The sequence below is a fragment of the Rahnella sikkimica genome (assembly GCF_002951615.1).
Lineage (GTDB): Bacteria > Pseudomonadota > Gammaproteobacteria > Enterobacterales > Enterobacteriaceae > Rahnella > Rahnella sikkimica.
This window is the reverse complement of record NZ_CP019063.1, coordinates 196,906-223,237: the sequence shown is the minus strand read 5'-3', so window position 1 is coordinate 223,237 and position 26,332 is coordinate 196,906. Positions and strand designations below refer to the sequence as shown.

General features: G+C 53.6%; 32 protein-coding genes and 1 pseudogene. 22 read left to right on the top strand and 11 right to left on the bottom strand.

Annotated elements, in window-relative coordinates:
• Nucleotide 1 precedes the first annotated feature (1 nt).
• Nucleotides 2-841 carry a transporter substrate-binding domain-containing protein gene (locus BV494_RS22415; RefSeq protein ID WP_104925277.1) on the bottom strand — a complete coding sequence of 280 codons (840 nt, stop codon included), beginning with the start codon at nt 839-841 and terminating at the stop codon, nt 2-4.
• A 239-nt stretch (nt 842-1,080) separates the two neighbouring features.
• Here BV494_RS22415 and BV494_RS22410 point away from each other — a divergent pair, with 239 nt between their 5' ends.
• The 5 genes and pseudogenes from BV494_RS22410 (at nt 1,081) to BV494_RS22395 (ending at nt 3,991) form a co-directional block, all read left to right on the top strand.
• Nucleotides 1,081-1,986: a DMT family transporter gene (locus tag BV494_RS22410; protein ID WP_104925016.1), complete on the top strand. Its 906-nt coding sequence runs from the start codon at nt 1,081-1,083 to the stop codon at nt 1,984-1,986.
• A gap of 179 nt (nt 1,987-2,165) precedes the next feature.
• Nucleotides 2,166-2,309: pseudogene (locus BV494_RS26150) on the top strand (tryptophan--tRNA ligase); the annotation flags it as partial.
• Between the two features lie 189 nt (nt 2,310-2,498).
• Nucleotides 2,499-2,639 carry a hypothetical protein gene (locus BV494_RS22405; protein ID WP_226790127.1) on the top strand — a complete coding sequence of 47 codons (141 nt, stop codon included), beginning with the start codon at nt 2,499-2,501 and terminating at the stop codon, nt 2,637-2,639.
• A gap of 53 nt (nt 2,640-2,692) precedes the next feature.
• Entirely contained in the window at nt 2,693-3,535 is an 843-nt protein-coding gene (locus BV494_RS22400; RefSeq protein ID WP_104925014.1) for an MBL fold metallo-hydrolase, read from the top strand.
• 120 nt (nt 3,536-3,655) lie between these two features.
• Complete coding sequence (locus tag BV494_RS22395; RefSeq protein ID WP_104925013.1) at nt 3,656-3,991, top strand: hypothetical protein; 336 nt, start codon at nt 3,656-3,658, stop codon at nt 3,989-3,991.
• A gap of 61 nt (nt 3,992-4,052) precedes the next feature.
• On the opposite strand, the gene pptA is transcribed toward BV494_RS22395, so the two are convergent.
• The 3 genes from pptA to BV494_RS22380 all read right to left on the bottom strand — a co-directional run bounded on the left by pptA (nt 4,053) and on the right by BV494_RS22380 (nt 6,243).
• Complete coding sequence (pptA, locus tag BV494_RS22390; RefSeq protein WP_104925012.1) at nt 4,053-4,283, bottom strand: tautomerase PptA; 231 nt, start codon at nt 4,281-4,283, stop codon at nt 4,053-4,055.
• Nucleotides 4,284-4,341: 58 nt separating this feature from the next.
• Nucleotides 4,342-4,914 (bottom strand): manganese efflux pump MntP, encoded by a 573-nt coding sequence (gene mntP / locus BV494_RS22385; RefSeq protein ID WP_104925011.1) that lies wholly within the window; start codon nt 4,912-4,914, stop codon nt 4,342-4,344.
• Nucleotides 4,915-5,238: 324 nt separating this feature from the next.
• Nucleotides 5,239-6,243, bottom strand: coding sequence for a nitrilase family protein (locus BV494_RS22380; protein ID WP_104925010.1), 1,005 nt, complete (start codon nt 6,241-6,243; stop codon nt 5,239-5,241).
• A 114-nt stretch (nt 6,244-6,357) separates the two neighbouring features.
• Between BV494_RS22380 and BV494_RS22375 the strand changes: the two genes are divergently transcribed.
• Both BV494_RS22375 and kup read left to right on the top strand, forming a co-directional pair.
• On the top strand, nt 6,358-7,218 hold the full coding sequence (locus tag BV494_RS22375; protein ID WP_104925009.1) for a LysR family transcriptional regulator: 861 nt from the start codon (nt 6,358-6,360) through the stop codon (nt 7,216-7,218).
• A 112-nt stretch (nt 7,219-7,330) separates the two neighbouring features.
• Nucleotides 7,331-9,205 (top strand): low affinity potassium transporter Kup, encoded by a 1,875-nt coding sequence (gene kup, locus BV494_RS22370; protein WP_104925008.1) that lies wholly within the window; start codon nt 7,331-7,333, stop codon nt 9,203-9,205.
• A 62-nt stretch (nt 9,206-9,267) separates the two neighbouring features.
• On the opposite strand, the gene BV494_RS22365 is transcribed toward kup, so the two are convergent.
• The gene (locus BV494_RS22365; RefSeq protein WP_226790126.1) at nt 9,268-10,062 is read right to left on the bottom strand and encodes a hypothetical protein; all 795 of its coding nucleotides are present in this window, start codon (nt 10,060-10,062) and stop codon (nt 9,268-9,270) included.
• Nucleotides 10,063-10,269: 207 nt separating this feature from the next.
• Between BV494_RS22365 and BV494_RS22360 the strand changes: the two genes are divergently transcribed.
• From BV494_RS22360 to BV494_RS22350, 3 genes are read left to right on the top strand one after another with little or no spacing between them, the layout of a single operon-like run.
• A complete protein-coding gene (locus BV494_RS22360; RefSeq protein WP_104925007.1) occupies nt 10,270-11,037 on the top strand; it encodes a basic amino acid ABC transporter substrate-binding protein in 768 nt (255 codons plus the stop codon).
• A 60-nt stretch (nt 11,038-11,097) separates the two neighbouring features.
• Entirely contained in the window at nt 11,098-11,862 is a 765-nt protein-coding gene (locus BV494_RS22355; RefSeq protein ID WP_104925006.1) for an amino acid ABC transporter permease, read from the top strand.
• A complete protein-coding gene (locus tag BV494_RS22350; protein ID WP_104925276.1) occupies nt 11,849-12,571 on the top strand; it encodes an amino acid ABC transporter ATP-binding protein in 723 nt (240 codons plus the stop codon). The genes BV494_RS22355 and BV494_RS22350 overlap by 14 nt, the downstream gene beginning before the upstream one ends.
• Nucleotides 12,572-12,588: 17 nt before the next feature.
• Here the strand turns inward: BV494_RS22350 and BV494_RS22345 are convergent, their stop codons facing one another.
• Complete coding sequence (locus tag BV494_RS22345; protein ID WP_104925005.1) at nt 12,589-12,987, bottom strand: VOC family protein; 399 nt, start codon at nt 12,985-12,987, stop codon at nt 12,589-12,591.
• A gap of 135 nt (nt 12,988-13,122) precedes the next feature.
• Between BV494_RS22345 and BV494_RS22340 the strand changes: the two genes are divergently transcribed.
• From BV494_RS22340 to BV494_RS22330, 3 genes are all read left to right on the top strand, one after another.
• Nucleotides 13,123-14,121 (top strand): ROK family protein, encoded by a 999-nt coding sequence (locus BV494_RS22340; RefSeq protein ID WP_104925004.1) that lies wholly within the window; start codon nt 13,123-13,125, stop codon nt 14,119-14,121.
• A 98-nt stretch (nt 14,122-14,219) separates the two neighbouring features.
• The gene (locus BV494_RS22335) at nt 14,220-15,401 is read left to right on the top strand and encodes an MFS transporter (RefSeq protein WP_439958401.1); all 1,182 of its coding nucleotides are present in this window, start codon (nt 14,220-14,222) and stop codon (nt 15,399-15,401) included.
• A 105-nt stretch (nt 15,402-15,506) separates the two neighbouring features.
• Nucleotides 15,507-16,319 (top strand): Cof-type HAD-IIB family hydrolase, encoded by an 813-nt coding sequence (locus tag BV494_RS22330; RefSeq protein ID WP_104925003.1) that lies wholly within the window; start codon nt 15,507-15,509, stop codon nt 16,317-16,319.
• A gap of 77 nt (nt 16,320-16,396) precedes the next feature.
• Here the strand turns inward: BV494_RS22330 and BV494_RS22325 are convergent, their stop codons facing one another.
• The 3 genes from BV494_RS22325 to BV494_RS22315 all read right to left on the bottom strand — a co-directional run bounded on the left by BV494_RS22325 (nt 16,397) and on the right by BV494_RS22315 (nt 18,402).
• Nucleotides 16,397-16,936 carry a glycine zipper family protein gene (locus BV494_RS22325; protein WP_104925002.1) on the bottom strand — a complete coding sequence of 180 codons (540 nt, stop codon included), beginning with the start codon at nt 16,934-16,936 and terminating at the stop codon, nt 16,397-16,399.
• Between the two features lie 14 nt (nt 16,937-16,950).
• Nucleotides 16,951-17,301, bottom strand: a complete 351-nt coding sequence (locus BV494_RS22320) for a hypothetical protein (RefSeq protein WP_104925274.1) — start codon at nt 17,299-17,301, stop codon at nt 16,951-16,953.
• A 162-nt stretch (nt 17,302-17,463) separates the two neighbouring features.
• Nucleotides 17,464-18,402, bottom strand: a complete 939-nt coding sequence (locus BV494_RS22315) for an AraC family transcriptional regulator (protein WP_104925001.1) — start codon at nt 18,400-18,402, stop codon at nt 17,464-17,466.
• 12 nt (nt 18,403-18,414) lie between these two features.
• Here BV494_RS22315 and BV494_RS26145 point away from each other — a divergent pair, with 12 nt between their 5' ends.
• Nucleotides 18,415-18,714 carry a hypothetical protein gene (locus BV494_RS26145; RefSeq protein ID WP_226790140.1) on the top strand — a complete coding sequence of 100 codons (300 nt, stop codon included), beginning with the start codon at nt 18,415-18,417 and terminating at the stop codon, nt 18,712-18,714.
• Nucleotides 18,689-19,030 carry an antibiotic biosynthesis monooxygenase family protein gene (locus BV494_RS22310; RefSeq protein ID WP_226790134.1) on the top strand — a complete coding sequence of 114 codons (342 nt, stop codon included), beginning with the start codon at nt 18,689-18,691 and terminating at the stop codon, nt 19,028-19,030. Before BV494_RS26145 ends, BV494_RS22310 begins: the two co-directional genes overlap by 26 nt.
• Nucleotides 19,031-19,135: 105 nt before the next feature.
• On the opposite strand, the gene mntR is transcribed toward BV494_RS22310, so the two are convergent.
• A complete protein-coding gene (gene mntR / locus BV494_RS22305; RefSeq protein ID WP_104924999.1) occupies nt 19,136-19,567 on the bottom strand; it encodes a manganese-binding transcriptional regulator MntR in 432 nt (143 codons plus the stop codon).
• Nucleotides 19,568-19,769: 202 nt separating this feature from the next.
• On the opposite strand from mntR, the gene BV494_RS22300 reads away from it, so the two are divergent.
• From BV494_RS22300 to BV494_RS22270, 7 genes are all read left to right on the top strand, one after another.
• Entirely contained in the window at nt 19,770-20,711 is a 942-nt protein-coding gene (locus BV494_RS22300) for a metal ABC transporter substrate-binding protein (protein WP_104924998.1), read from the top strand.
• A complete protein-coding gene (locus tag BV494_RS22295; protein ID WP_104924997.1) occupies nt 20,708-21,532 on the top strand; it encodes a metal ABC transporter ATP-binding protein in 825 nt (274 codons plus the stop codon). Before BV494_RS22300 ends, BV494_RS22295 begins: the two co-directional genes overlap by 4 nt.
• Entirely contained in the window at nt 21,529-22,380 is an 852-nt protein-coding gene (locus BV494_RS22290) for a metal ABC transporter permease (RefSeq protein WP_104924996.1), read from the top strand. The genes BV494_RS22295 and BV494_RS22290 overlap by 4 nt, the downstream gene beginning before the upstream one ends.
• Nucleotides 22,380-23,234: a metal ABC transporter permease gene (locus BV494_RS22285; RefSeq protein WP_104925273.1), complete on the top strand. Its 855-nt coding sequence runs from the start codon at nt 22,380-22,382 to the stop codon at nt 23,232-23,234. The genes BV494_RS22290 and BV494_RS22285 overlap by 1 nt, the downstream gene beginning before the upstream one ends.
• 58 nt (nt 23,235-23,292) lie before the next feature.
• Nucleotides 23,293-23,880 carry a flavin reductase family protein gene (locus BV494_RS22280; protein ID WP_104924995.1) on the top strand — a complete coding sequence of 196 codons (588 nt, stop codon included), beginning with the start codon at nt 23,293-23,295 and terminating at the stop codon, nt 23,878-23,880.
• A gap of 141 nt (nt 23,881-24,021) precedes the next feature.
• On the top strand, nt 24,022-24,207 hold the full coding sequence (locus BV494_RS22275; protein WP_104924994.1) for a hypothetical protein: 186 nt from the start codon (nt 24,022-24,024) through the stop codon (nt 24,205-24,207).
• Between the two features lie 610 nt (nt 24,208-24,817).
• A complete protein-coding gene (locus BV494_RS22270) occupies nt 24,818-25,579 on the top strand; it encodes a helix-turn-helix transcriptional regulator (protein ID WP_104924993.1) in 762 nt (253 codons plus the stop codon).
• On the opposite strand, the gene BV494_RS22265 is transcribed toward BV494_RS22270, so the two are convergent.
• Nucleotides 25,545-26,195 carry an acyl-homoserine-lactone synthase gene (locus BV494_RS22265; protein ID WP_104924992.1) on the bottom strand — a complete coding sequence of 217 codons (651 nt, stop codon included), beginning with the start codon at nt 26,193-26,195 and terminating at the stop codon, nt 25,545-25,547. The genes BV494_RS22270 and BV494_RS22265 overlap by 35 nt on opposite strands.
• Between the last annotated feature and the right edge of the window lie 137 nt (nt 26,196-26,332).

Genomic DNA, 26,332 nt, shown 5'->3' with positions numbered 1-26,332 from the left:
GCTATTCCAGAGGTTCAAATTTGAGGCTGGAGAGCGGCTGGACTTTGTCCTCGCGCACCATTTTGTATTCGGTATTGGGCCCGATCCAGGTCGCCCAGATTTTGTCGATGGTGCCGTCGTCATCCATCGTTTTCAGGCTGCTGTTCACTTTCGCCAGCAACGCCGGTTCGTCCTTTTTCATGCCGACGCCAATCGGTTCCAGCGCCATCGGTTCTTTGATCATCCCCAGTTCGATGCCGTCTTTTCCGGCCTGAGAAATCATCTTGATAGCGGTCATGGTGTTGGTGACAAAGCCCACGGCTTTATTCTGTTCCAGCGCCAGAAACGCCGACGCGGCATCCTGGAAGGTCACGGCTTTTGCGCCCGCCAGATAAATGGATTGTTCAGACGTCGTGCCTTTGGTGGCGCTGATGCGTTTGCCTTTAAAATCCGCACGGGTTTTATCGACGTTCGGCTTTTTCACCACCAGCACTTCTTTCGCCACGTAGTACGGGTCGCTGAACTGAATCTGCTGGCCGCGCGTTTTGGTGTACGCCAGATTGGCAATCAGCACGTCGGCGCGCCCGGTGGCGATCACCGCGATACGCGCTTCAATAGAGGTCGGCATCAGATTGAGTTTTACGCCCATCTGTTTGGCTAACGCCGTGCATAAATCGACGTCCATCCCGGCCAGCTGGCGCGTTTTCGGATCCGGCGAAGAGAACGGCGGCACATCGGAATACACGGCACAGTTAAGTGCGCCGCGCGCCTGAATATCAGAAAGAACATCGGCTTTCGCAGAGGAAAAGGCCGCCATCAGTGGCAATGCCAGCAACGAGCAAGACAGTAACTTGAGTTTCATCATTCATTCTCCGGGACTTTTTAATTAGCGGTGTGTGACGACAACTTCCCCTGGCTCACGGTGAGCAAAAATGGCTGCGGTTTCTTATGAGGTCTACCCGACTATATAAGCTCAATCTGGCGTTGTATAAGAAGGAAACCCTGTATGGCGATACGCTTTTTGTATGACCGCAAAAAAGGCCGCTCTGCCAGAATAGCCGTCAGTTGCAGACCGCTGTTCACAAAGAACCAAGGGTAATCATGAACGCCAGAACGGGTGTTTCGCTAAAAATATTATCCGCCCTGTGCGCCACGCTCATGCTGGCCTGCGTGAAAGGGCTGGGCGGAAATATTCCTACCGGAGAAGTGATATTCTTTCGCTCTTTCGTCGCCTTATTTCCGCTGCTGATCTGGCTGAAATTACAGGGGCCGGTGATTGCGCAAATTAAAACGAAGAATATCTTCGGCCATTTAATTCGCGGATTTTCCGGCACCGGCGGCATGTATTTTAACTATCTGGCGCTGGTGTATATCTCGCTGGCGGACGCCACGGCAATCAGTTACGCCGCGCCACTGTTTACGGTGATCATGGCCGCTATTTTGTTGCGCGAAAATGTTCATGCTGCCCGCTGGATGGCGGTGGTGGTCGGTTTTACCGGCATTGTGGTGATGCTGTGGGCGCATCTGCGTGACAGCGGTTCGCTGCTTTCGGGCGGATTTACGCAGGTTTCAGCCGGACTCGGCGTGATACTGGCGCTGCTGGCGGCGATGTGTACGGCGGTGTCGTCGGTACAAATTCGCTTTCTGAACGGCATTGAAAGGCCGGGCGCGATCGTCTTCTACTTCTCGCTGATGACCATGCTGATCGGGCTGGCAACGATTTTCTTCGGCTGGAAAATTCCCGATACGAAACAACTTTTACTGCTGACCGGCTGCGGATTTTTTGGCGGAATGGCGCAGATCCTGATTACGCTCAGCCTGCGCTATGCCGATGCGTCGCTGCTTGCACCGTTCGATTACACCACGATGGTCTGGTCGATGATGATTGGTTTTCTGTTCCTCGACAGCCTGCCAACGGCCTCAACGCTGGTCGGCGCATCGGTGATTGCCGCCGCCGGAATACTGGCCGTGCTGAGCGAAAGACGCCGGGGAAAAGCGTTGCCTTAAAAGATTGGTGATTTACTTTTCGTGCTAAGTAAACTGGCTGTCTGTTGGACAGGGATGGCAAAGCCAAATGTCCAAACCTCCCGGCAATACCTTCGTAATGTCCCCTCCGTGAGAAAACACAGCTAAGGCATTCTGCGCCGTGTACACCGGTCCGAATTCGCCACGCGTAAACGATTTTCATCCGCACTCGCAGAAATGAATTTATTCAGGACAAAGCCCAGTTGCTGGCGTTGCTACGCCACGGGACTGAACAGGCGCAAAACGTGACGCAACAAACGCTGGTGCAGGTAAAACGCGGACTCTGGTTGCCGGTGATGTTCTGACTTCGCCCTGCGCACAGTCCGCGAACTCAGAAAATTTGAGTAAAGGTTCGGTAAAAAAAACAAACTTTTCTCAAATTATGCCGTTAACCTGAAAACAGTGTTTTATTTTCAGGCGTGATGGAGTTTGCTATGCGAGAGTCCGGTCAGATTTTTGAAGAGGCCTGCAGGATGGTGGGTGAATGTTGTTTGATGCTTGCTCAGAACTGTGAGGAAGTCAGCCGCAGGCGCATTGTTTTTTGTCTCGAACGTGCGCAGGAAGAAGCGCTGGATTTCCACGGTGAGCCGAACTCGGCGCTCCAGCTGGCAATCAAACACATTAAAGGCTTATGAGCCGCTAAACCACGATGTTGCAGCCTCATGCACGTAATTAACCTGAGGTGTTTATGAATAATTCGTCTTTTGCATCCCGCCAGATTGGGGATTTTACTGTGACTGCCCTGAGCGATGGGAACATGGCGGCCAGCCTGGAGCTGTTGTCCGGCATTGAGACGGCAGATGCCGCACAAATACAACGCGATGCCGGGCTGGCAGAGCCCGGCAATATTCATATCAACTGTTATCTGATCCGCGGGCCTGGGCGCACGATTTTGGTCGATTCCGGTACCGGTGGACTGAATAATGCGGGCGGAAAGCTCGGTGAAAATCTGCGGTCTGCGGGCGTGGCTCCCGAAGATATCGATACGGTGCTTCTGACGCACGCGCACCCGGATCACATCGGCGGCTTGCTCGACCCTGAAGGGCAGGCGGTTTATCCCAACGCGGAAATTCACCTTCACCCGCTCGAAGCTGAATACTGGCGGGATGACAGTAAAATGATGCAGGTCGCCGAGCACCGGCAGCGAAATTTCTTGCTGGCGCGCCGGATGCTGACGGTTTACGCGGCAAAGCTGAAGTTTCTTGATGGCGCGGAGATTATGAAAGGCATTCGTTCCGTCTGGCTGCCCGGCCATACGCCGGGGCACAGCGGATATCGCATTGATTCGGGCGATCAAAGCCTGCTGATTTGGGGCGACATCGTGCATTTCCCGCACATTCAGTCTGCGCAGCCTGGCGTTTCCATCGCGTTTGATTGCGATCCCGTTCAGGCGGAAAACACCCGTAAAACGATCATGGCGCAGGCCGCGCATGAAAACCTGCTCGTAGCAGGTATGCATTTCGGCGAGCCGGGTTTTGCGCACATTCAAACCGTTTCCGGCGGTTACCGCGTCGCCTATGCAAAGAGGTGAAAGTTTTTAACCGGTAACATTGAAGCCCCCAAAAGCATGATCCACACTCAGTGGAATGCCTGATAACGTGGGTTCTGAAACCTTTGCGAAACGGATGTCGCTTGCCTGAAGGAGTGTGTGATGCTCAAACAAAACCGCAGTGTCAAACTGGATGAGGATATCTGTGTCCATATTTTTACGGCTTCAGCGGCGATGGTTGGCGTCTGCATTACGGTTATCGGGATCTTTCAGGTCATCACGACGCTAAGAAAGGAAGGGACGCTGGGGGATGATTTGCTGGCGGTGAACGCCATTTTGTATCTGGCGAGCACCATTCTGTCTTACTGGGCGCTACGAACCCGAAGCGTGGGACGTAATCATAAGCTGGAAAAAATTGTCGACGTGCTTTTTCTGGTCGCGCTGACCTTCACCACCGTTGTCGCCGGGGTGATCACCTGGGCGATGACGTTTACCTGATCGCTTTTTTAAAACAAAAAAGCCCCGCAGACAAGATACCAGCGGGGCTTAAGAGGGGGAGTTACAGGGTATAACCGGGTTTTTTCGCCATCTGTTCTAATGCCGGTTTGATGACCGGATCATACACATCGCTTTTCCACGCATCCGGCTGAACTTCGGTCAGCATGACGGAGATGGCTTTGTCCGTCGTTCCCAGATGATTGATCAACACGGCGGAAAGGTCATCGACCAGTTTCTGCGTCGCTTCTTCAGAAAGTCCGCGCGGATAAAATTTCAAATCAATATGTGGCATTACGTTGCTCCTGTCGGATTGGGCTGAACCATTTCTCCTCAAACTACCGTAATTCGCATCAGCTCAGCAAACCTAAATGCTCGACCAGAATCGACGTGCCGATGCCAATCAGCACGATACCGCCCAGCACTTCGGCCCATTTGCCGATGGCGGCACCCAGAAAACGGCCAAGCAACATGCCGGTGGTTGCCATAATCGTGGTGGCGGCACCAATCGTCAGCGCCATCACCAGAATATTCACTTGCAGGAACGCCAGTCCGACGCCCACGGCCATCGCATCCAGACTGGTGGCGATCGCGGTGGTGACCAGCAGCCAAAAACCGTGACGGTTCGGCGCTTCGGTTTCTTCGGTTTTATCGTTTTTGAACGCCTGCGCAATCATACGAATGCCCAGAATCAGCAGCAGGGTGAATGCCACCCAGTGATCCCAGCTCATAATAAACTGGCTGGCCGCCAGACCGATTGCCCAGCCGATCACCGGGGTAATGGCTTCAATCACGCCAAAAATTAATCCGGTACGCAATGCCTCTTTCAGCGGGGGACGGTGCAACGCGGCACCTTTGCCGATAGCCGCCGCGAAAGCGTCCATAGACATACCAAAAGCCAGAATGAGGATAGTATAAAGTTGCATAAAAACGGACCGGTCAGGCCTTTAGTAACAAAAAGGCGGGTTATCATCAGAAGCGCGCAGTCTGCCACAAAAAACAAAATAAAAAAACCATAATATTCAATTAGTTATAGTATTGGTTAAGAATGTTAGCCTTGGCTATATTTGTATGAAAAGGCTTCATTTGGCCTGAAATTCACCCGCAGAGAGACAAAAAAGTCAGTAATCCTAATCCGTTAGGTTCAGAGGGAGGTATTCAGTAAATCTCAGCGGTTAAGGCGCAGTCTGCGGGCGGACGAGCCGGTCATCGCAGATCACCGGCTTCCGTAATGATTACGCTATGAATGTCTACACTTTACGCGATGCCGGCCCCGTCGCTTCTTCGGAAAAACGTGCGGTGATAGCATCACGTTCGTAGCCCTGGCGCTGCGTCAGAATCGAATATAATTCCGGGCGGCGGCCATAGATCCAGCGGCGGCCGGAACTCATGGGGATCAGCGTCAAATCGAGTTCGGCGCTGACCATCGCATCGCTGGCCGCCCAGGTTTCGCTGACGATCCGGCCATAAGGGTCAAGGATCATCGCGTTGCCGGTGCGGACTTCATCAGCATCTGCGCCGACACCGTTGCTGAATAAAATGAATATCCCGTTATCGTGGGCGCGCGACGGCAGCCAGCGCAGGATCCATCCGCGCCCGCTTTCGCCTTTGAAAGCAGCGGTGATTTCTTCCTGTCTTTCCGCACGCTGTTCCCACAATTCCAGCGGGATGGGTTTCATTCCGTGCGGGCTGCGCGAATGCGTGCCCCCGGTCTGATGCGGTGTCAGCAGGATATCCGCACCGAGCAGCGTGGTCGCGCGGACGTTTTCCACCAGATTATTGTCCCAGCAAATCAGGATCCCCACCTTCACGCCCCACGGCGTGTCAAACACGGTAAAACCTTCGCCGCAGCTAAAGGCAGGATGTTCAAACGCGTGCAATTTGCGGTGCGCGTGATAAGAACCGTCCGGCATACAGGCCACGTAGGTGTTGTAAATCTGACCATCTGCCGCCCGTTCGATAAGACCCGCGCCAATCAGCATCTGATTTTTTGCCGCCAGCGCACGGATAAGCGTCAGCGACGGGCTGGTGTCCAGCGGTTCAGCCAGCGCATTTACTTCTTCTGCCGACAAATTAGGGACATGCCAGTAACCGGTGATGCACATTTCCGGGAAGGTCAGGATCTTCACGCCCTGTCCGGCGGCCTGTTCAATGTATTTCTCCATAATCAACAGGTTGTAAGCCTTATTGCTGGCCTGATGCTGAAACTGAACCACTGCCGTTTTAATCGATTTTACTGAAGTTACTTCGCTCATCGCCGGTCTCCGTAAGGGTCACAAAGGGTGACTTTCACTGGTATTACAGCAATCCGGTTGATAACTTTATAATGAATTTTTTTACATTTTTGATAACCAAAGGGAATGCAAAATATGAATACCCGGCTGCTGAAAGCGTTTGTGGTGCTGGCTGAAAAAGGACATTACGCGCTGGCGGCTGAAGCGCTGGCGATATCGCAACCCGCGCTCACCAAACAAATCAATCTGCTGGAATCCAGAGTCAGTCTGGCGCTGTTTACGCGTGGCCGCCACGGCACCGCGCTGACGACGGGCGGACGACGGTTGTTGCCGGAGGCGAAAAAAGTCGTCGCGCAGGCCGAGCTGTTTCTGCATCACGCGGAACAGGTAGCGAAGGGACGCGAGGGTTTTCTGGCGGCAGGTTTTGGGTTGTCGAGTTTTTACTTTGCGCCCGAGTGCATTGCGCGGTTCCGGGCGCAGTATCCCGGCGTGGATATCACGCTGGAAGATCTGCCCTCGGCGCAACAATACGAAATGTTGCAAAGCGGGGCGTTGCAGGTCGGGTTTGTCCGCGTCCCGCCCGCCAGACCGCTCAGTTATCACAGCCTGTTTGAAGACCGTCTGGTGCTGGTCACGCCGGAAAATACCGCAATGAACCTCGAAAGCTGGCTGCAACAATTCCCGTTGCTGCGTTTGTATCCTGAACGCGGCGGCGGCCTGAATACCCAGACGACGCTGTTCCTGCACGATCAGCATATCTTCCCCGCATCAACCCAGCAGGTCGAAGATATCCAGACGATTGTCGCGCTGATTATTGCCGGTATTGGTGTGGCGCTGTTGCCGCAAAGCGTGGTGCATATCGCGCCGCCGGGGCTGAATATAGTGCCGCTTCCGGGTGAGGCAACCCGCTGGCAGGTGGGGATCGCGTGGGATCCGCGTTATGACGATTCAGTCCGCGATAATTTCATTGCGATCGCCAAAGGCTTTGTTCGTTAAATGTTTCTTTTATGTAAAGAAAACAGAGGCGTTTAAGCAGCGAATAGGTGACAGCAGCTATACTCTGAAAATGGGACAACAAAAGTTGTCCTGAGACATCGCGAAGCCCCTTATGACACATATAAAAAAGAAATCATCGCTGCTGACTGTGACGGTGGCCTGTATTGGTGTCGTGTATGGCGACATCGGTACTAGCCCGTTATATACCCTGCGGGAATGCCTGACCGGCCAGGCGGGCATTACCCTGACACAAAGTTCTCTGTTCGGCTTTCTGTCGCTGATCTTCTGGCTGCTGATGCTGGTGGTTTCAGTCAAATACATCAGTTTTGTGATGCGTGCCGACAACGACGGCGAAGGGGGGATTCTTACCCTGATGTCGCTGGCTGTGCGCAATCTGAGCCCGCGCTGGGTGCCTCTCATCATGTTCCTCGGGCTGGTGGGCGGCAGTTTCTTCTACGGCGACGGCGTTATTACCCCGGCGATTTCGGTGCTTTCCGCCATTGAAGGGCTGGAAATCATCGAGCCTTCCCTCGACCGTTTTATCATCCCGTTTTCGATTGCCGTTCTGACGCTGCTGTTTTTCATTCAGAAAAACGGGACCGGCAGCGTGGGGAAAATATTCGCACCGGTGATGGTTGTCTGGTTTGTCACGATTGGTCTGATGGGTCTGAGCGGCATTTTGCGTAATCCGCAGGTATTTCAGGCGCTGAATCCGTACTGGGCGGTGCATTTTTTTGCGGAATACAAAACCGTGTCGTTCTTCGCGCTCGGCATGGTGGTGCTGTCCGTGACCGGCGGGGAAGCGTTGTACGCTGACATGGGGCATTTCGGCAAAAAGCCGATCCGCATTGCGTGGTTTATTCTGGTCGGGCCGTCACTGGTGTTGAATTATTTCGGTCAGGGCGCGTTGTTACTCAGCAAACCTGACGCCATCCAGAATCCGTTTTTCCTGCTGGCCCCCGACTGGGCGCTGATCCCGTTACTGATACTGGCGACGCTGGCGACGGTGATTGCTTCGCAGGCGGTGATTTCAGGGGTGTTTTCCCTGACGCGGCAGGCCGTGCGGATGGGGTATTTACCGCCGATGCGCATCATCTATACCTCGGATGAAGAGTCGGGGCAGATCTATATTCCGGTCGTTAACTGGCTGCTGTATTTCGCGGTGCTGATCGCCATCCTCAGTTTCAAACATTCCAGCAATCTGGCGTCGGCCTACGGCATTGTGGTGACGGGGACGATGGTCATTACCTCGCTGCTGATAGGTATTGTGATGGTGAAAAACTGGGGCTGGAAAAGCTGGGCGGGCGGTCTGATGATGGCCGTTATGCTGCTGATTGACGTGCCGCTGTTTGCCGCAAATCTGGTCAAACTTTTCTCCGGCGGCTGGCTGCCGGTGGCGATTGGCCTCGCGATTCTGGTGATCATGCTGACCTGGAAAACCGAGCGTTCCCGTCTGCTGCGCCGTTTGCGTCAGGATCCGGAAGCGCTGGAGGCGCTGATCGTATCACTGGAAAAAGCGCCACCAAAACGCGTACCGGGTACCGCCGTGGTGATGTCGCGCGGGCAATATGAAGTGCCGCTGGTGCTGCTGCATAATCTGAAACATAACAAGATATTGCATGAGCGCGTGATATTGCTGACGGTTGCGACGGAAGACGTGCCTTACGTTCACAATGTCCGGCGTGTGACGATTGAGCAACTTTCGCCGACGTTCTGGCGGGTGATTGCCAGTTATGGCTGGCGGGAAAAACCGAATGTCAGCGATATTTTGTACCGGTGCGGGCTGGAAGGGCTGAAGTGTACGATGAATGAAACGTCGTTCTTTATGTCGCGGGATACGTTCGTGCTGGGCGATCCGCGTCCGTGGTATTTAAAAGCGCGCGGCAAGCTTTTCCAGATATTGCAGCGCAACTCGCTGCGTGCGCCGGAGCACTATCATATTCCGCCAAACCGGGTGATTGAACTGGGTGCGGTGGTGAAATTCTGAAAACAAACGGCCCGGTTCTGGGGAATATATCCAGAGCCGGGCCGTGCGGGAAGCAGAACAGATTAGCTCTGCGGATCCTCAAGTTCGGTAATGTTTGCTGCCTGAGGCGATGACGTTGTGGTGTCCGTCTGCGACTGCAAAGTGGTGACGGGCACAGATTGCGTCGTGGTCGTGGCAGGTGTCGTTGTGGTTTCAGTCTGCGTTGTGGTCGCCGGAGTCGTCGCGGACGCCGCCGGTGTTGTCGTGGTTTCTGTTTTTGTCGCCGTCGCGGGCGCGGTGGTGGTGGCAGGCGTCGTTGTGGTTGCCGGTGCGGTTGCAGCCGCGGCTGGCGTTGTGGTTTCTGCGGCAGTTGTTGCTGTCGCCGTCGCCGCCGGTGTTGCTGTTTGTGCCTGCACGTCCGTTGCCGGTGCTTCAATTTGTGTTGGCAGGGCCGGGATCGGTTCTAATGGCACCGATTCTGACTTAGGTTTCGGTACTGGCGTTGTCGCGCGCACCAGGAATGTCGGCTTCAGGTTCGCAACGGAATAGGTCACATGGCTGATGTCGTTACGTGACGTTGTCACATCGACAGGCGATATGGTTACACGGCCAATCAGTGAACGGGCGTAGCCGCCGACTTTATGTTTCCCTTCAGGAAGTTGTACTTCGACACTCTCTCCGAGCCCCAGCGCACCGGCATCCTTGCCATCAATGGTGACGTAAATTTTGGTACCATCGTCAGTCTTCGTCGGGACGTGGGTGACGGTCAGCCGCGTTGAGCCAAGATCGAAAGCCGGCTGTTCGGCGGTTTTCGTTTTTGCGCAACCTGTCAGTGCGAAAACGGCCGCGATGGCGGCCAGGGTGAAACGATAACTCATAGTGCGACGTCTTCCTTTAAGGGATTTTTGTGATCTGCGTTCCAATATACCCGATCTGAGGATTGAGATGAATGTAACCGCGGGGAACTCGGAGGATTCTTCTTTTCAGTCTGTAACCTTCACCAAACTTTAAGTTGAAGCGCTTCGTCAATTTGTGTATTTTTATGCAAATTATCTGCATAAAATAACAAACACACAGGAGTGTACATGTTCAAATCCTTAGTTCTCACCGGGTGTCTGCTTTCTTCGTTAATCACTTCCGCTTACGCTGCGCAAACCACTTACGTGGTGGGTTCCGGCGGTACATATCGTCCTTTCGAATATGAAAACAGCCAGAAACAGCTGGAAGGGTTTGATATCGACATCATCAAAGCCATCGCCAAAGCGGAAAACTTTGACATCAAACTGGTTAACACGCCGTGGGAAGGGATTTTCGCCACCCTGAATTCCGGTGATCGTGACATCATTATTTCCGGCATCACCATTACCGACAAACGTAAAGCGATGGTCGATTTCTCTGCGCCGTATTTCCCGGCAGAGCAGTCCATCGTGGTGCCAGCGGATTCTAAAGTGAATTCCGTTGCCGCGCTGAAAGGCCTGAAAGTGGGCGTAGTAAACTCCAGCACCGGCGACATCGTGGTGTCTGACGCACTGGGCAAAAACAGCACGGACATCAAGCGTTTTGATAACACGCCGCTGATGTTGCAGGAACTGGCGGAAGACGGCATCGGCGCGGCGGTTGGCGACGTCGGCGTGGTCAAGTACTACATCAAATCCCATCCTGAAAAAGCCCTGAAACTGGTGCCGGACAGCAAGTTCGAACGTCAGTATTTCGGTATAGCGGTCGCCAAAGACAACACGGAACTGTTGGGTAAAATCAACGCCGGTCTGAAGAAAATCGTGGCTGACGGCACCTACGCAAAAATCTACGAAACCTGGTTTGATAAGAACGTGCCAACGCTGCCAGCGCAATAAATCCCCCCAGATAAATATTGATATGCAGGGGCGTGAAAGCGCCCCTGAACAAGGACAGGTATGACCGGATTTCGCTGGGAGATAATCTCAGAATATGCGCCGCTGTTTGTGCAGGGCGCGCTGATGACCATCAAATGCACCCTCATTTGCGTCATTTTAGGCACTACCTGGGGCCTGCTGCTCGGCCTCGGACGCATGGCCCGCGCCGACGACGGCCCGTGGAAATATGTTCTGCGTTTCGCGGTGCAATGGCCGGTGCGGATTTACGTGAGCGCATTTCGCGGCACGCCGCTGTTTGTGCAGATCATGGTGGTTCACTTCGCACTGGTTCCGCTGTTCATCAACCCGCGTGACGGGATTTTAGTTACCAACGGCCTGATGTCTTCCGATTTCGCCCGCGCATTACGCTCCGATTACGGTGCGTTTTTATCCTGCGTGGTGGCGATTACCCTGAACGCGGGCGCTTACGTTTCCGAGATTTTCCGCGCCGGGATCCAGTCAATCGATAACGGCCAGATGGAAGCGTCGCGTGCGTTAGGCATGGGCTGGGGCAAAACGATGCGCAAAGTGATTTTGCCGCAGGCGTTCCGCCGCATTCTGCCACCGCTGGGTAATAACGCGATTGCGATTGTGAAAGATTCCTCGCTGGCGTCCGCCATCGGCCTGGCCGATCTGGCTTACGCGGCGCGTACCGTTTCCGGCGCTTACGCCACCTACTGGGAACCCTACCTGACGATTTCGCTGGTGTACTGGGTTCTGACTTTCCTGCTTTCGTTACTGGTTCAACACATGGAAAAGAGGCTTGGCAAAAGTGATTCACGTTAAGGATTTACAGAAACAGTTCGGTGAAACCCACGTTTTGCGCGGCATCTCGTGTGATATCGCAGAGAAAGAAGTGGTATGCATCATCGGCCCGTCCGGCTCGGGGAAAAGTACTTTTCTGCGCTGCCTGAACGCGCTGGAAAAACCGAACGGCGGTGAAGTGGTGGTGAACGGTTTCGCGGTCCATGATCCGAAAACCAATCTGAATACGCTGCGTTCCGGCGTCGGGATGGTGTTCCAGCGCTTTAATCTGTTCCCGCACATGACGGTGCTGGAAAACCTGACTATGGCCCCGATGTCGCTGAAAGGGTTGTCGAAAGCCGACGCGGTTTCCCGCGCTGAAAAGCTGCTGCTAAAAGTCGGGCTGATCGACAAAATCGACGCCTGGCCTTCCAGCCTTTCCGGTGGTCAGCAGCAACGTGTGGCGATCGCCCGCGCGCTGGCCATGGAACCGTCAATCATTTTGTTCGACGAACCGACGTCGGCGCTCGACCCGGAACTGGTCGGCGAAGTGCTGGCGGTCATGAAACAACTGGCGCTCGAAGGCATGACGATGGTGATCGTGACCCATGAAATGGGCTTTGCCCGCGAAGTGGCCGATCGCGTGGTGTTTATCGATCAGGGCGTGATCCAGGAAGAAGGGCCACCGGCGCAGCTTTTCACCGCGCCGACCAATCCGCGTACCCGTGAGTTTTTGAGCAAAGTGTTGTAATCCGTTATCCGGAGGTTTTATTCAGCCTCCGGATGATGACAGCAGATACAAAGCTTATTCCCGTCCGCATCCCTGAAGTAAGCCCCGTAGTAATCAGGATGATAATGCGGGCGCAAGCCCGGCTCACCTTCACAACTCGCGCCGTGTTCGATTGCACAGGCATAAACCCGGTCTACGGTCTGACGGCTATTGGCCAGTAATGCCACCATTTGCCCGTTCCCCGCACTGGCCGCTTCGCCATCATGAGGTTTACCGACGATAAACAAAGGGCGCGGCGCACCTTCCGCCATCCATCCCGCCCAGGGTTTACCGGCATCACAAAATTTCAGGACATGCCCCAGTTCGGCCATCACACTCGAATAAAACGTGAACGCCCGTCCGAAGTCGTTAACACCCAGGTGAATATGCGAAATCATTTTTTCCCCTTATTTGCTGAAACTCATTTATAGCCGGTAATTAAGTGATTTGTCGCCTTTTGAGTTTGAACGGCAAAAGTCCGTACCCTGATTTTGTGCTAAATTACCCTCAAATTCCCCGCATCCCGAGGCACCATGATTACCCCGCAAAACCGTACAACCCGCGAAATGAAGATTAACAACGTGGTGCTGGTCACTCAGGCGTTGAAATCACTGGGCTCGGCGACCAAAGCGGAAGTGGCGACGCAAACGGGGCTGAGCATTGCGACGTGCGGCGCGGTGCTCAATGAATTACGTCTGACGCGTGAAGTGTTGGCGCTGGAACTGGACGAGTCCCGCGGCGGACGGCCAGCGCAGCGTTACGCGTATAACCCCGATTATTTCTCCGTGCTGAGTCTGTATGCGCAGGGCAGCGATGCGGCGGCGCAGATCGTCTGGTCGGTGAATTCCGCGACAGGCGCGAGTCTTGCGCAGGGCGAAGTGCGTTTTCTGCCGCTGAGTCTGGACACGTTTTATGCGCAAATTAGCGGGTTGCTGGCGGATTACCCGAACATCAAAGCCCTCGGCATTGGCCTGCCGGGCGTGGTGGTGAAAGGGCGCGTGGCGACCTGCGATATCAGCGCGTTTGCCGGTGTGGACGTCGAACAACAGCTGCGCGAAAGATTCGGTATTTACGTGCAGGCCGATAACGACATGAACTACACCGCTTATGGTTTTTACCGCAGCAGTTGCGCGGGGGAAACGGCACCGGTTGCCTATATCTTCAAGCCGGACGTGCCTTGCCTCGGGTGCGGAATGGTCATCAACGGGCAGGTGTTGCAGGGCGCAAGTCAGTTCGCGGGCGAGGTATCGAACCTGCCGTTTAACGATCTCGATAAGCTGCCTGTGGCGGAAGAAATGGCTAAGGTCATTGTCTCGCTGACCGCCATTATTAACCCGGCGACCATTGCGCTTTCCGGCCCGAAAATCAGCGATGCGCTGATCCCCGAACTCGCCCTACGCTGTCAGGAGCATATTCCCGCGCAGCACATGCCTGCTTTGATTTACCGCCCGTCGATGCGGCAGGACTATCTGCAAGGCATCACTGAACTCACCCTGAATAACTACAATCTGCATATCGCTTTCGGAAACTAAATGCGCCACTCGCGTTGACTTTGCTTTGTTACGATCAATATACTGCGCACTTATTAAAAGTCTTTTAAAAACCATCCAATACAGCACAGGAGCGCACTTTGTCACTGTCACCTGAATTAGAAAAACCCGCTGAATGGGTCGGCGCGCCGGGCAGGCGTGTTGCGACGCGAATGATATTTTTTGTCACCGGCATGGCGATGGGGCTGTGGGGCGCGCTGGTCCCTTACGCGCAGTTGCGAACGCATTCCGAAGCCGGTGCGCTCGGTATGCTGCTGCTGTGTCTCGGTGCAGGATCGTTGCTGTCGATGCTGGGCTCCGGGCGGATTATTGGCCGGTTTGGTTGCCGCGCGGTGATCCTTGCCGCCGTGGTGATGTATTGCCTGATGATGCCGCTGCTGGCCACGTTCAGCGATATCCGGCTGATGGCGCTGAGCCTGTTCATTTTCGGCATGGGCATCGGGCTGGCGGATGTGGCGGTGAATGTGCAGGGAACAATGGTTGAACAGGCGGCGGATAAACCGCTGATGTCCGGTTTTCACTGTCTATGGAGCGTCGGCGGGATTGCCGGTGCGGGCGGCGGTGCATTGCTGCTCAGTGCCGGTATCTCGCCGGTGGGAAGTACATTTTTTGCCATCGTACTGGTGATTCTGGGCACCGCGTTTTCGTGGCGCAGCCTGCTGCCATTCGGGGTGCATGAAGAAAGTGCGCACGAAGGCAAAACCAAAGCGCGACCGAATTTCCGCCTGATCCTGATGGCGATTATGGCGATGATTTGCTTTATGGCTGAAGGGGCGGTGCTCGACTGGGGCGGCGTTTTCCTGACCGGTGAACGCGGGCTGGCGCTTGAACATGCGGGCTGGGGATTTGCGGTGTTCGCTATCGCGATGTCCTTGATGCGTCTGACTGGCGACGCGATTGTCAGCGCGCTGGGTCGTAAACGTGTACTGGTGTTTGGCGGTATTCTCGGGATTGCCGGTTATCTGATGGTGATCCTGCTGCCGGGCTGGTTCCTGCCGATCTGCGGTTTTGCGCTGGTCGGGATTGGTGCGGCGAACATCGCGCCGGTGTTGATCACGCTGGCAGGTCAGGAAAAAGTGATGCCGGTGAACATGTCGGTGGCGTTTGTCGCGACACTCGGCTATCTCGGGATATTGGGCGGACCGGCGCTGATTGGCTTTGTCGCGCACCTGTCGAGTTTGTACGTGGCATTTTCCGCCGTCGCCGCCGCATTCCTGATCGTGACGTTAGGCGCGTACAAATTAAAATATCAGGCTGATTAATAAAAGTTTATAACTGAGTGGCATCTTGCCTGCTGGTGTGCCGAACTCCGCCAGCTTTTTTTGTTTATGATGATTGTTTTAAATCCGACCCTGTAAGGAGCTGTAATGGCCGTAAAACTTATTGCCGTCGACATGGATGGTACTTTCCTGGATCAGGATGGTGAATTTAATAAAGCCCGTTTTCTCGGGCAGTACGATCAAATGCTGCAACGTGGCATCAAATTTGTCGTTGCCAGCGGCAACCAGTATTACCAGTTAAAATCCTTCTTTGATGACACCGACGAAGAGATCGCTTACGTGGCAGAAGGTGGCGGTTACGTTGTCGACAAAAGACGCGAAATCTACTGCGGCAAACTTGAACCCGAACAGGTTACGTTGGTGCTGGACTGGATCAGCCGCACGCCGGGGATTAACACCATTGTCTGCGGCAGGCTGGGCGCGTATGTGCTCGAAGGCACGCCGGAAGCGTTTATCAGCCGGATGCGCCGTTATTATCATCGTCTGAACAAAGTGCAAAGTTATGCAGAAATCAGCGATACGATTTTCAAGTTCGCGCTGAGTTACGTGGAAGACGACGTTTACCCGCTGATGGGGGAAATCACAGAACAGCTCGGCGGGATTGTCGCGCCGGTGACCAGCGGCCACGGATCCATCGATCTGATTATTGCCGGGAATCACAAAGCCAGCGGGCTGAGTAAAATCCAGCAGAGGTACGGTATCCGCGATGATGAAGTGCTGGCTTTTGGTGACAGCGGGAATGACCTGGAAATGCTGCGTTACGCGGGCTACGGTTTTGCGATGGAGAATGCGTCCGAACCGGCAAAAGCCGCCGCGAAATACCGTGCACCTTCGCATGAAAAAGAGGGCGTGCTTGAGGTGATTGATGATTTTTTCAACGGTCGTCCGCCGTTTGCGTGAACGCCGTTAACCGGGGTTAAACCGGGTAAAACGAAAAGGCTGCCGCAGATCAGGGCAGCCTTTTTTGTTGCTTAGTTTTACTGATCGTAATCAGGCGGAACGCCATTGTCCCCTGGCTGAGCCGGGTAGTAATCCGGCGGCACCTGGCTTTGCGGCGCAGAGTCCTGACGGTCGCTGTAGCTGGCGTCCACCGGCACTTTGTTGCCTTTCGCGTACATGCACTGGGTGTAAACCGTGTCGTATTGATCCTGCAAATCGCCGCCGCTGGCACCGGCGCTGTTATTGCCCATCGCACTGCCGATTAACAGCCCGCTGCCTGCGCCAATCAGCGCGCCTGCTCCGGCCTGATGTGACGCCGCGCCCAGCAGCGCACCTGCGGCAGCCCCAACCACCGTGCCTGCCGCTGCCGTATTCACCGCCGTATTATTGGCGGTTTGCGCACCGCCGTTCACACTGCCGTAAGCCGCATTCCGGCAGGACATTTCATCCATCTGAAATTGTTGATAATCCTTTCCCGTGCCCGGTAAAACCATCACGTCCGGGCGGGTCGGGGGAGATACGCAGCCGGAAAGCGCAGCGGCCAGAGCAATAACCCCCAGCGGAGTAAACCTGTTCATGACATTGTCGCCTGTTAACGTGGAGCGGAATCACCGACGACGACCTTCATCCAGCCGCGCGCACAGCGCTGCACTTGCGGGTAATATCCCGCCGGATTCTGGCAGTAGTAGGCATAATTAGGGGTTTTCTCGACGTAGGTCTGCGGCTGCGCAGGCGTAACATAGACAACCGGCGGTGGCCCGTAATACACCGGCGGCGGCGGCCCCCAGGGAATACCGATAACAACACGCGGGCCGCCATACCAGCCGCGACCGTAATATCCATGACCATAATAGCCGTGACCGTAATACCCATAGGCAAACGACGCAGAGCTGGCCGACATCAGCGCGCCAGCGGTAAGCATCAACAACAACAGCCTTTTCATAACCACCTCGAAGCACATTGACCGGATGCACGGAGCGGCACAAAAGACACCGCTCCTGAGGGTAAAGATACGCTTTCACGCTGTAAAAGGTTGGCATCAGAAGTGGGGGAATGTGGCAGGAGATTGGCAGCAATTGTGTATAAAGAATTCAGGGAGATACGTTTATTGACGAAGCGAAGCGACACGCCTTTTAAGAACCTGCGAATCAATGTATTGACGCGGTGGTTCCCCCATGACCCGCTTGAAAGCGGCAGAAAAAGCGCTTTCTGATTCATAGCCCAGGCTGAACGCAACCGCCGAAACGCGCGCGCCTGTTTCGGCCAGTTTTTTTACTGCCATCAGCATTCTCAGTTCAGTCAGGTAGTTCATGGGGGACGTTCCTACCGTTGCAGTGAATCGCGTGGCGAATGCCGTACGGGACATCACGGCGACGTCAGCCAGGGCAGCCACCGTCCAGCGCCGGGCCGGAGCCGCGTGCATTGCGGCGATCGCAGACGTCATCTTGGGATCCGCTAAAGCGAATAGCCAGCCGACACGCCCCGATGCCATCTCGGATAAATGAAACCGCAAAACCTTGATCAAGGTGATTTGCACCAAATGCTCCACTACCGATTCGAAGCCAGGCCGGGCCTGTTGGAGTTCTACAATCATCTCCTCAATGGCACGGCGCAGCGAAGATCTGGCTGACGGATCCTGTATTTGAACGACAGCGTCCAGCACACTGACCAGAAAGTGTGAGAAGCCAACGTCAAATTCGAAATGGGCGGCGAACATCATGCATTTACCGCCGCCATTGAAGCTGGCGATCGAACCGTTCTCACGCCCTTTAAACATCAGGGCCGCATCAATAGGGTCAAGTTTAAGATCGCTCGCCAGAGTGAAAGGACGTCCGCTGGGCAGTACGACACAGTCACCGGGCATCAGAAGCACCGGCTCTGGTTCTCCATCGACCTGAACCCAGCATTCGCCGAAGGCAACGGAATAGAAATACGCACCGCTGTGGGCAGGAAACCGGATGGCGATATCGCCTCCGACATCGGTTGCACCCACCTGGTAACTGCGCGGTCTGGACAGCCGGATTATTTCAGAAAGCGGATCCATAGAATTGAACGAATGAATAAGAAATATGAACGTTCAATTATAGTTCGTTCCATCTTCTCTTCATATAGTGAGGCACATAACAAAGGCGAGCTGATCGCTTTTGCACTGCCAGTCAGGGCATTGTCTTCTTTCTTAAAAATGGAATTATCCGATGAAACCGCTTCGCCCAAATTATTTCAGAGTCATACTTTTGGCCTTAAGCAGCCTGATTTCGGGGTGTGCTATTTCCACGCCGCAGCGGCTGCCCCCGCTGGCCGCGGGAGAAAAGGGCGAAGATCCGGTTTATGTGGTGGTGACAAGGGCCAACATTAAGCCGGAAAGGCGTTCGACCTTTGATCAGGTGGCGTCCCGAGTCGTGAAGACACTCCCCAACCAGCCGGGGCTTATCACTTATTCATTACGTCGTGAAATTTTTGGTACACAGGAGTGGACGATGACCGTATGGCGCTCCGCGCAAGCGCGCGATGCGTTTGGCGGAAGTTCTGCACACCGTGATGCCATGAAGCTGACATCGACGCTGGTCAATGAATTTACGGTGCAACGGTTTGTTATCAGGCGGGACGAACTGGCATTGAGCTGGACGGATGCACTGGCGAGGCTGCCCGTAGCGGGTGCCGGTAATGAATAAACAACAAAGCGCTCAGGCATCTTTTCGACGATAATCGCTCCGTTGCATTAAAATACCCTCAGCGGGTATTGATACCGCCGGATCATTTCGGCGGTATTTCCGGTGCTAGAGCGCGTTTTTTTGCGCCGTAAAGCGCCGGAAAGCGGCCAGCGTTTCGTCGCTGACGTGATGTTCCACCCCTTCTGCATCAAGACGGGCGGTTTCGGCACTGATGCCCAGCGCAATGAAAAACGCTTCAACCACGTTATGACGTTCGCGATTTTCCGCTGCCAGTTTTTCGCCTTCCGGCGTGAGGAAAGTGCCGCGATAGGGCAACTGATGAACCAGCCCGGCGTTGGCCAGACGTTTCAGCGTTTTCGCCACGGTCGGCTGTGAAACGCCCAAACGGGCGGCCAGATCGACCTGCCGTGCTTCGCCAAATTCATGAATTAAGTCTGAAATCAGCTCAACGTAATCGTCCATTAATTCCCGGCGATGCGCCTCGCGCACCTGTAAAAAACCCTGAGCGTGTTCTTCCACATCCAGTAATGGATTTATTTTTTTTCTTTCACTACACCTGCCTCTTTCTTGCTCAACGGTTTTTCACCGCAGCCGCGCTCACCGCAGCAATCCGTGCATTGTAAACCAAGTGCACACATCTACCAATTTCTGAAAACTTTGCCTTGGCTATGGAGTATAGCCTGTGCTATACCTGAATAATAAACCGCCGATTGTTGTGGTGTTTCACAGGAGAACGTTGATGGGAAATGGACAAAGTCTCTTAAAATTATTCAGTTATTCACCGTTTCGTTTACGTCTGATGCTGATCGGTATGATTGTTGCGCTGATCACCGGAAACGCGACGGCAGCGGATAAGGACAAAAAAAAGTTTAAAGTGGTGACGACCTTCACGGTGATCCAGGACATCGCGCAGAACGTCGCCGGTGATGCGGCGACTGTCGAGTCGATCACCAAGCCGGGCGCTGAGATCCACGATTATCAGCCGACACCGCGCGATATCGTCAAAACGCAGTCTGCGGATCTGATTCTGTGGAACGGCTTTAACCTCGAACGCTGGTTCGGACGCTTCTTTGCCAATATCAAAGATGTGCCGTCGGCGACGGTCACGAACGGCATTTCGCCCATGCCGATTCAGGAAGGGCCGTATGTTGGCAACCCGAATCCGCACGCGTGGATGTCGGCGAAAAATGCACTGGTCTACGTCGAGAATATCCGCGCCGCGCTGGTGAAATATGATCCTGAAAACGCCGCAACCTATGACCGCAATGCGAAAGATTATTCGCAGAAAATCATGCAGCTGGATGCGCCGCTGCGCGAACGTCTGGCGAAAATCCCGGCCGGTCAGCGCTGGCTGGTGACCAGTGAGGGCGCGTTCAGTTATCTGGCGAAAGATTACGATCTGAAAGAAGCCTATCTGTGGCCGATCAACGCCGAAGAGCAGGGCACGCCGCAGCAGGTGAAAAAGCTGATTGATCTTGTTCGTCAGCAAAATATCCCGGTAGTGTTCAGCGAAAGCACGATTTCGGATAAACCGGCCAAACAGGTCAGCAAGGAAACCGGCGCGAAATACGGCGGCGTGTTGTATGTCGATTCGCTGTCCGCCGCGGACGGCCCGGTGCCTACGTATATTGATTTGCTGAAAGTGACCGTTGGCACGATTGCGCAAGGGTTCGGGCAATGAATGACTCGCGGCTTCACCTCAGGGTTGACGATGTCACCGTGACTTACAACAACGGTCATACCGCCATTGAAAACGCGAGTTTTACGCTGCACGGCGGTTCGATTTGCGCACTGCTGGGCGTTAACGGCAGCGGCAAATCCACATTATTCAAAACCATTATGGGCATTATTCGCCCGACGCACGGTAGCGTGACGCTGGATGGCCTGAACGTCGCCAAAGCCCTCAAGCAGAATCTGATCGCTTATGTGCCGCAGTCCGAAGAAGTGGACTGGAATTTTCCCGTGCTGGTTCGCGACGTGGTGATGATGGGGCGTTACGGCAAAATGTCGTTTCTGCGTATTCCCTCGCAGGAAGATAGAAATCAGGTCGCGTCGGCGTTGGCGCGTGTCGGGCTGACCGATCTTGCACATCGTCAGATTGGTGAGTTGTCGGGCGGTCAGAAAAAACGTGTGTTCCTGGCACGTTCTCTGGCGCAGCAGGGGCGCGTATTGCTGCTTGATGAGCCTTTTACCGGAGTGGATATCAAAACGGAAAACGCCATTATCGAACTTCTGCGCCAGCTGCGAGAGGAAGGGCATCTGATTCTGGTGTCCACGCACAATATTGCCAGCGTGCCGGATTTCTGCGATCGCGTGGTGTTAATCAACCGGACGGTCATGGCCGCCGGTGAGCTGTCAGCCACGTTCACGCATCAGAATCTGGAAAACACCTTTGGCGGTGCACTGCGCAATATCGGCTATTTAGTCCAAAAAGAGACTGTGCAAAAAGAGAACGTGCAGAAAGAGAGCGTGCCGGAGACAACGGTAAGGCGGGTGGTATGACCGAACTGCTGCTTGAGCCATTTCAGTACAATTATATGGTCAAAGCCATCTGGGTCAGCGCGGGCGTGGGCGCGGTGTGTGCATTTTTATCGGCGTATCTGATGCTCAAAGGCTGGTCGCTGATGGGCGATGCCTTATCTCACTCGGTGGTTCCCGGCGTGGCGGGGGCTTATGCGCTCGGTTTCCCGTATGCCGTTGGTGCGTTCGGCACCGGCATTCTTGCGGCGCTTTCGATGACGCTGTTACGCCATTTCACCAAACTGCGTGAAGACGCGATTATTGGCTTCGTGTTCTCCACATTCTTTGCGCTCGGGCTGCTGCTGGTGTCGCTTAACCCAACGTCGGTCAACGTGCAGTCGATCCTGTTCGGCAACATTCTAGGCATAGACGACGCGGATATTTTGCAGGTGCAAATCATCGTCGGCGTTTCGCTGGTAGTGTTGTGTGTGATCTGGCGGGATCTGCTGGCGGTCTTCTTTGATGAAGCGCACGCCGTGTCGGTCGGGCTTTCCCCGCTGAAACTGAAAATCATTTTTTTCACCATTTTCAGCGCGTGCAGCGTAGCGGCATTGCAAACCGTCGGCGCGATTCTGGTCATCGCGATGGTGATCACCCCCGGCGCTACGGCGTATCTGCTGTCTGACCGCTTCTCGCATTTATTGATTCTCTCGGTGATTATCGGCGCGGTCACCAGCGCAGTTGGCGCGTGGCTGAGTTATTACCTGGATGGCGCGACCGGTGGCGTTATCGTCTGCCTGCAAACCTTCGTCTTCCTCCTGGCGTTTCTGTTTGCACCGAAACACGGCTGGCTGGTTAATCACTTCCGTATCCGCAGGAGCCGCGCATGATGATGAGCTGGCTGGATGTTTTGCTTGAGCCGATGGGCTTCGCGTTTATGCAGCGCGCGCTGCTGACCGCAGCGGCGACCAGTATCGTCTGCGCGATTTTTTCCTGTTTTCTGGTGCTGAAAGGCTGGTCGCTGATGGGCGACGCCATTTCTCACGCCGTGTTACCGGGCGTTGTGCTGGCCTATCTGGCGGGCATCCCGCTGGCTATCGGGGCGTTTGGTTCCGGGCTTTTCTGCGCCGTCGCCACCGGATTTATTAAAGAGCATTGCCGCGTAAAAGAAGATTCAGTGATGGGCATTGTGTTCTCAGGGATGTTTGCCGCCGGTCTGGTGCTTTTCTCACGGGTGAACACTGAACAGCATCTCAGCCATATTTTGTTTGGTAACGTGCTCGGCGTGACGGACAGCGAAATGCTGCAAACGCTGATTATCGCGGCAGTGGTGACACTGGCTATCCTGTTAAGATTTAAGGATTTAGTGCTCTTTTGCTTTGATCCGGTTCAGGCCAAAGTCATCGGGTTACCGGTGCGTTTTTACCACTACGCGTTGCTGTGTATGCTGGCGATGACCATTGTCGCGGCGCTTCAGGCCGTCGGCGTGGTGCTGGTGGTGGCGATGCTGATCACGCCGGGCATTACCGCCTTCCTGTTATGCAAGACGTTACCGAAAATGGTGACGATTGCAGTGACAGTGTCACTTTTGGCAGCCGTCAGCGGAACCTTTATCAGCTTTTATATTGATGCCGCGACGGGGCCGACGATTGTGCTGATTCAGGCGCTTTTTTTCCTGCTGGCGCTGACGGCTAATTTACTGCAAAAATCCATAAAACCGCGACAGTCCGCACCGATTGCGTAGTGCTGGCCGGGCTGATTTGCCATGCTGTTGTCTGACATTTTTTTGCTGAGAGAATCTGATGACCCCACAATTTTCGCCCGTCGAACTGGAAAAAGCGTACCGCCTGATCAACCACGGAACCACCGCGTTGGTTTCCGCCCATCATGCGGGCGTTGACAATGTGATGTCAGCATCCTGGGTGTGCGGGCTGGATTTCAAACCGGCAAAACTGACGGTGGTTATCGATAAAATCGCCCGTACCCGTGAGCTGATTGAGCAAAGCGGTTATTTCGTGATTCAGGTGCCGACGGTGGCGCAATTGCAGATGACCTATGATCTGGGCAACAGAACGCTGCGTAACGATCCGGATAAATTGCAGCACTGCGGCGCAGAGCTGTTTCGCATGGAAGGGCACGGCGACCTGCCGTTTGTCGCCGGTTGCTCCGCGTGGCTGGCGTGTAAGCTGATCCCTGAGCCGCATAACCAGCAGGCGCATGATCTGTTTATCGGCGAAATTGTCGGTGCCTGGGCGGATACCCGCGTATTCAGCAACGGCCACTGGCATTTCGAAGACGCCGATCCATCCCTGCGCAGTTTGCACTACATCGCGGGCGGTCAGTTCTATGCCACGGGCGAAGCACTGAACGCCAATACGGAGATAAACTGATTTTTCTGACGGGGCGTATTTTTCGCCAAAAGAATGGGAACTGGCTACCTGACGCATAAAGGCCTACCATCGACCGGCAACAAGAGTTTTAGCCGTACCCTGGTTTTTTGAAGTTTCCTGTACGAAGCGTTAAGGATTGTTATGAGCGAAATCGAAAGTTCGATGAGTATTGGCGACAGCTTTACCGTCAAGAACGGCTCAACCCACGAAGTCACTGGCTTTGTGAAGAAAGGCGAAAGAATCTACCCGACGATCAAAACTGATCACGGCGATTCAAACTTCACTTTCATCAAAGAAATTGTTTCAGTGAATAAAGCAAAAGGCTAACCGCCTGACCGAAGATCGCGGCCTGTTGTCTCACATGCAAAGCAGGCTGCGTGATGACGTTCTCTTCTGATTTCCCCTCCGTTAATATCTCTTGCACACCTCACAAAACGCTGGCGTTTTATCCGCATCGTGCCAGTTATTTTCATCTCAAATCGTCATATCAAAAATCTCGCAGTAAAATGAGATGAACGGGTCTGCGGCGGCGAGAGTGCTGGAAATGGAGGGCGGGAGTCTAAACCGACTGGGGAAGCGATTGGCAATGAAAATGTGAATATTATCGGAGAGGAGAGAATGGCTCTGGTGGATATTTAAGCAAACTATTTCGATGCACGGAAATAATAAATGCTACTGAAGCGGCAACGGTTGAAATCTGTCCGCTTCTGTAGCATTTTAGGTATAACTTCTTTTTAAAGATTTCCCTGGTGTGGGCTAATGTTGCTACCTGACTCTAACGGTCAGGTTTTTTTTTGCTAATTAATTATTATGCGGTGATTATACGGGGGGTGACGCAACCCGATAGCTGTACTAAGGTGTAATATTACACTGTACTTTGTGACAGAAAGACCACCAAAATCAACAGGGAAGCCGCGTCAGCAGGGGGAGAAGGGTAATGCATTCTCGTGTAAGAAATGATGAAAAGATTATCGATACGTTACGTGATTATCTCGAAAGGAAACTAGTTTCTTACGGTAATCTGAAATACACCTATCTGGTGATCAATAAAAGAAATCCGGTGGATATTTTTGTGGTCACCAGCTATCCGGACGAATGGGCTGATATCTATAAATCCCATAATTACCAGCATATCGATCCGGTTGTTCTGACCGCGCTCAAGCGTGTTTCGCCGTTCGCGTGGGATGAAAATCTTACCGTGCTTTCTGATTTAAAATCATCCAAAATTTTCTCACTCTCGAAGAAATATAATATCGTGAATGGTTTCACTTTCGTGCTGCATGACCACATGAATAATCTGGGTATGTTGTCGCTGATAATGGAAACGGGCGCGGAGAAAGGGCCGGAAAATAGGGTGGCGCAGGACATGGATAAGCTGCAATGTCTGCTGATCAAAACCCATGAGAAAATGCTGATGCTCAATCAGAGCGCAGCGCGTTCCTCGCATATTTCACCCTCGCTGAGTAGCGGTGATAAACCGATTTTTTCACCCCGCGAAAATGAAGTGTTGCACTGGGCAAGCATGGGGAAAACCTATGATGAAATTTCAAAAATTATTAATATCACGACGCGTACCGTGAAATATCATATGGGGAACGTGGTGAAAAAACTGGGGGTTATCAACGCCAAACAGGCAATCCGGCTTGGCGTTGAGCTGGAGCTTATCAAACCTGTACTGGTGTCACAGGCAAAGACATAGGCCATTCGCATAACGCATCCAGCGACGCTTCAGACTGCTCGCTGATACGTTTGGCAAGGATGCCCTGATTATGCAAATCAATCGGAAGGCGAAGAAGATAAATAGGCTCATTTTCGCTGACAAAACCTTCTTTGATCACCTCAATTTTCCAGCCGGAGCGTTTTGCGATGGTTAACATTGCCCGGCTGACTATTGTATAAATACCGGTGTGTCCGTGATGGCGGGCGTAGTTAATCATGGAAAGAAACAGAACATGGCTGATGGGAAAACGGTTGCCGAGTAATTCCTTTGCGCGGTTCTTATCCACGAAAAATCGGCTCGATTCGATATAATCACCTTCCGGTAATTCCACATCATCGAACAGCCGGTTAAAAGTATGGGTGATCATATTGGGCAGGCGTAAATCAACGAAACGGACGCTGCACACCAACTGATTGTCGAAAATACCCAGCATGTAGCGCGTATCGGCATTATCAAACTCATCAAATTCCATACCATTGGTACATTGAACGGCCCAGTCCAGACGGTCTTTGAACGTTTTTTTCCTCAGTTTGTAGAGATCATCCGAACGTTTGCCTGTCAGGTCGTTGTAACTCACATCGAAAATTTCCAGCATTTTTTTCCTGATTTTGAATACGGTCGAAGGGTTATATTTGGCATTTGAATTGATTATTACAATATATAATCGGCAAATAAATGACTGTCTGTAGGGGGAATTTATTTAAGACGGGAGTTTGTGATGTAAAACAAAAA

Excerpts from the sequence above, each read along its gene's own strand:
- BV494_RS22320 (WP_104925274.1), bottom strand. The coding sequence starts at position 17,301 with ATGAAAAGGCTGTTGTTGTTGATGCTTACCGCTGGCGCGCTGATGTCG.
- BV494_RS22290 (WP_104924996.1), top strand. The coding sequence starts at position 21,529 with ATGACCGAACTGCTGCTTGAGCCATTTCAGTACAATTATATGGTCAAA.
- mntP (WP_104925011.1), bottom strand. The coding sequence starts at position 4,914 with ATGCAACTTTATACTATCCTCATTCTGGCTTTTGGTATGTCTATGGAC.
- BV494_RS22365 (WP_226790126.1), bottom strand. The coding sequence starts at position 10,062 with ATGAGTTATCGTTTCACCCTGGCCGCCATCGCGGCCGTTTTCGCACTG.
- BV494_RS22340 (WP_104925004.1), top strand. The coding sequence starts at position 13,123 with ATGATTACCCCGCAAAACCGTACAACCCGCGAAATGAAGATTAACAAC.
- BV494_RS22375 (WP_104925009.1), top strand. The coding sequence starts at position 6,358 with ATGAATACCCGGCTGCTGAAAGCGTTTGTGGTGCTGGCTGAAAAAGGA.
- pptA (WP_104925012.1), bottom strand. The coding sequence starts at position 4,283 with ATGCCACATATTGATTTGAAATTTTATCCGCGCGGACTTTCTGAAGAA.
- BV494_RS22380 (WP_104925010.1), bottom strand. The coding sequence starts at position 6,243 with ATGAGCGAAGTAACTTCAGTAAAATCGATTAAAACGGCAGTGGTTCAG.
- BV494_RS22285 (WP_104925273.1), top strand. The coding sequence starts at position 22,380 with ATGATGAGCTGGCTGGATGTTTTGCTTGAGCCGATGGGCTTCGCGTTT.
- BV494_RS22270 (WP_104924993.1), top strand. The coding sequence starts at position 24,818 with ATGCATTCTCGTGTAAGAAATGATGAAAAGATTATCGATACGTTACGT.
- BV494_RS22300 (WP_104924998.1), top strand. The coding sequence starts at position 19,770 with ATGGGAAATGGACAAAGTCTCTTAAAATTATTCAGTTATTCACCGTTT.
- BV494_RS22345 (WP_104925005.1), bottom strand. The coding sequence starts at position 12,987 with ATGATTTCGCATATTCACCTGGGTGTTAACGACTTCGGACGGGCGTTC.
- BV494_RS22410 (WP_104925016.1), top strand. The coding sequence starts at position 1,081 with ATGAACGCCAGAACGGGTGTTTCGCTAAAAATATTATCCGCCCTGTGC.
- BV494_RS22355 (WP_104925006.1), top strand. The coding sequence starts at position 11,098 with ATGACCGGATTTCGCTGGGAGATAATCTCAGAATATGCGCCGCTGTTT.
- BV494_RS22315 (WP_104925001.1), bottom strand. The coding sequence starts at position 18,402 with ATGGATCCGCTTTCTGAAATAATCCGGCTGTCCAGACCGCGCAGTTAC.
- BV494_RS22415 (WP_104925277.1), bottom strand. The coding sequence starts at position 841 with ATGAAACTCAAGTTACTGTCTTGCTCGTTGCTGGCATTGCCACTGATG.
- BV494_RS22360 (WP_104925007.1), top strand. The coding sequence starts at position 10,270 with ATGTTCAAATCCTTAGTTCTCACCGGGTGTCTGCTTTCTTCGTTAATC.
- BV494_RS22275 (WP_104924994.1), top strand. The coding sequence starts at position 24,022 with ATGAGCGAAATCGAAAGTTCGATGAGTATTGGCGACAGCTTTACCGTC.
- BV494_RS22395 (WP_104925013.1), top strand. The coding sequence starts at position 3,656 with ATGCTCAAACAAAACCGCAGTGTCAAACTGGATGAGGATATCTGTGTC.
- BV494_RS22405 (WP_226790127.1), top strand. The coding sequence starts at position 2,499 with ATGCTTGCTCAGAACTGTGAGGAAGTCAGCCGCAGGCGCATTGTTTTT.
- BV494_RS22265 (WP_104924992.1), bottom strand. The coding sequence starts at position 26,195 with ATGCTGGAAATTTTCGATGTGAGTTACAACGACCTGACAGGCAAACGT.
- BV494_RS22280 (WP_104924995.1), top strand. The coding sequence starts at position 23,293 with ATGACCCCACAATTTTCGCCCGTCGAACTGGAAAAAGCGTACCGCCTG.
- BV494_RS26145 (WP_226790140.1), top strand. The coding sequence starts at position 18,415 with ATGAATAAGAAATATGAACGTTCAATTATAGTTCGTTCCATCTTCTCT.
- BV494_RS22330 (WP_104925003.1), top strand. The coding sequence starts at position 15,507 with ATGGCCGTAAAACTTATTGCCGTCGACATGGATGGTACTTTCCTGGAT.
- kup (WP_104925008.1), top strand. The coding sequence starts at position 7,331 with ATGACACATATAAAAAAGAAATCATCGCTGCTGACTGTGACGGTGGCC.
- BV494_RS22400 (WP_104925014.1), top strand. The coding sequence starts at position 2,693 with ATGAATAATTCGTCTTTTGCATCCCGCCAGATTGGGGATTTTACTGTG.
- BV494_RS22325 (WP_104925002.1), bottom strand. The coding sequence starts at position 16,936 with ATGAACAGGTTTACTCCGCTGGGGGTTATTGCTCTGGCCGCTGCGCTT.
- BV494_RS22295 (WP_104924997.1), top strand. The coding sequence starts at position 20,708 with ATGAATGACTCGCGGCTTCACCTCAGGGTTGACGATGTCACCGTGACT.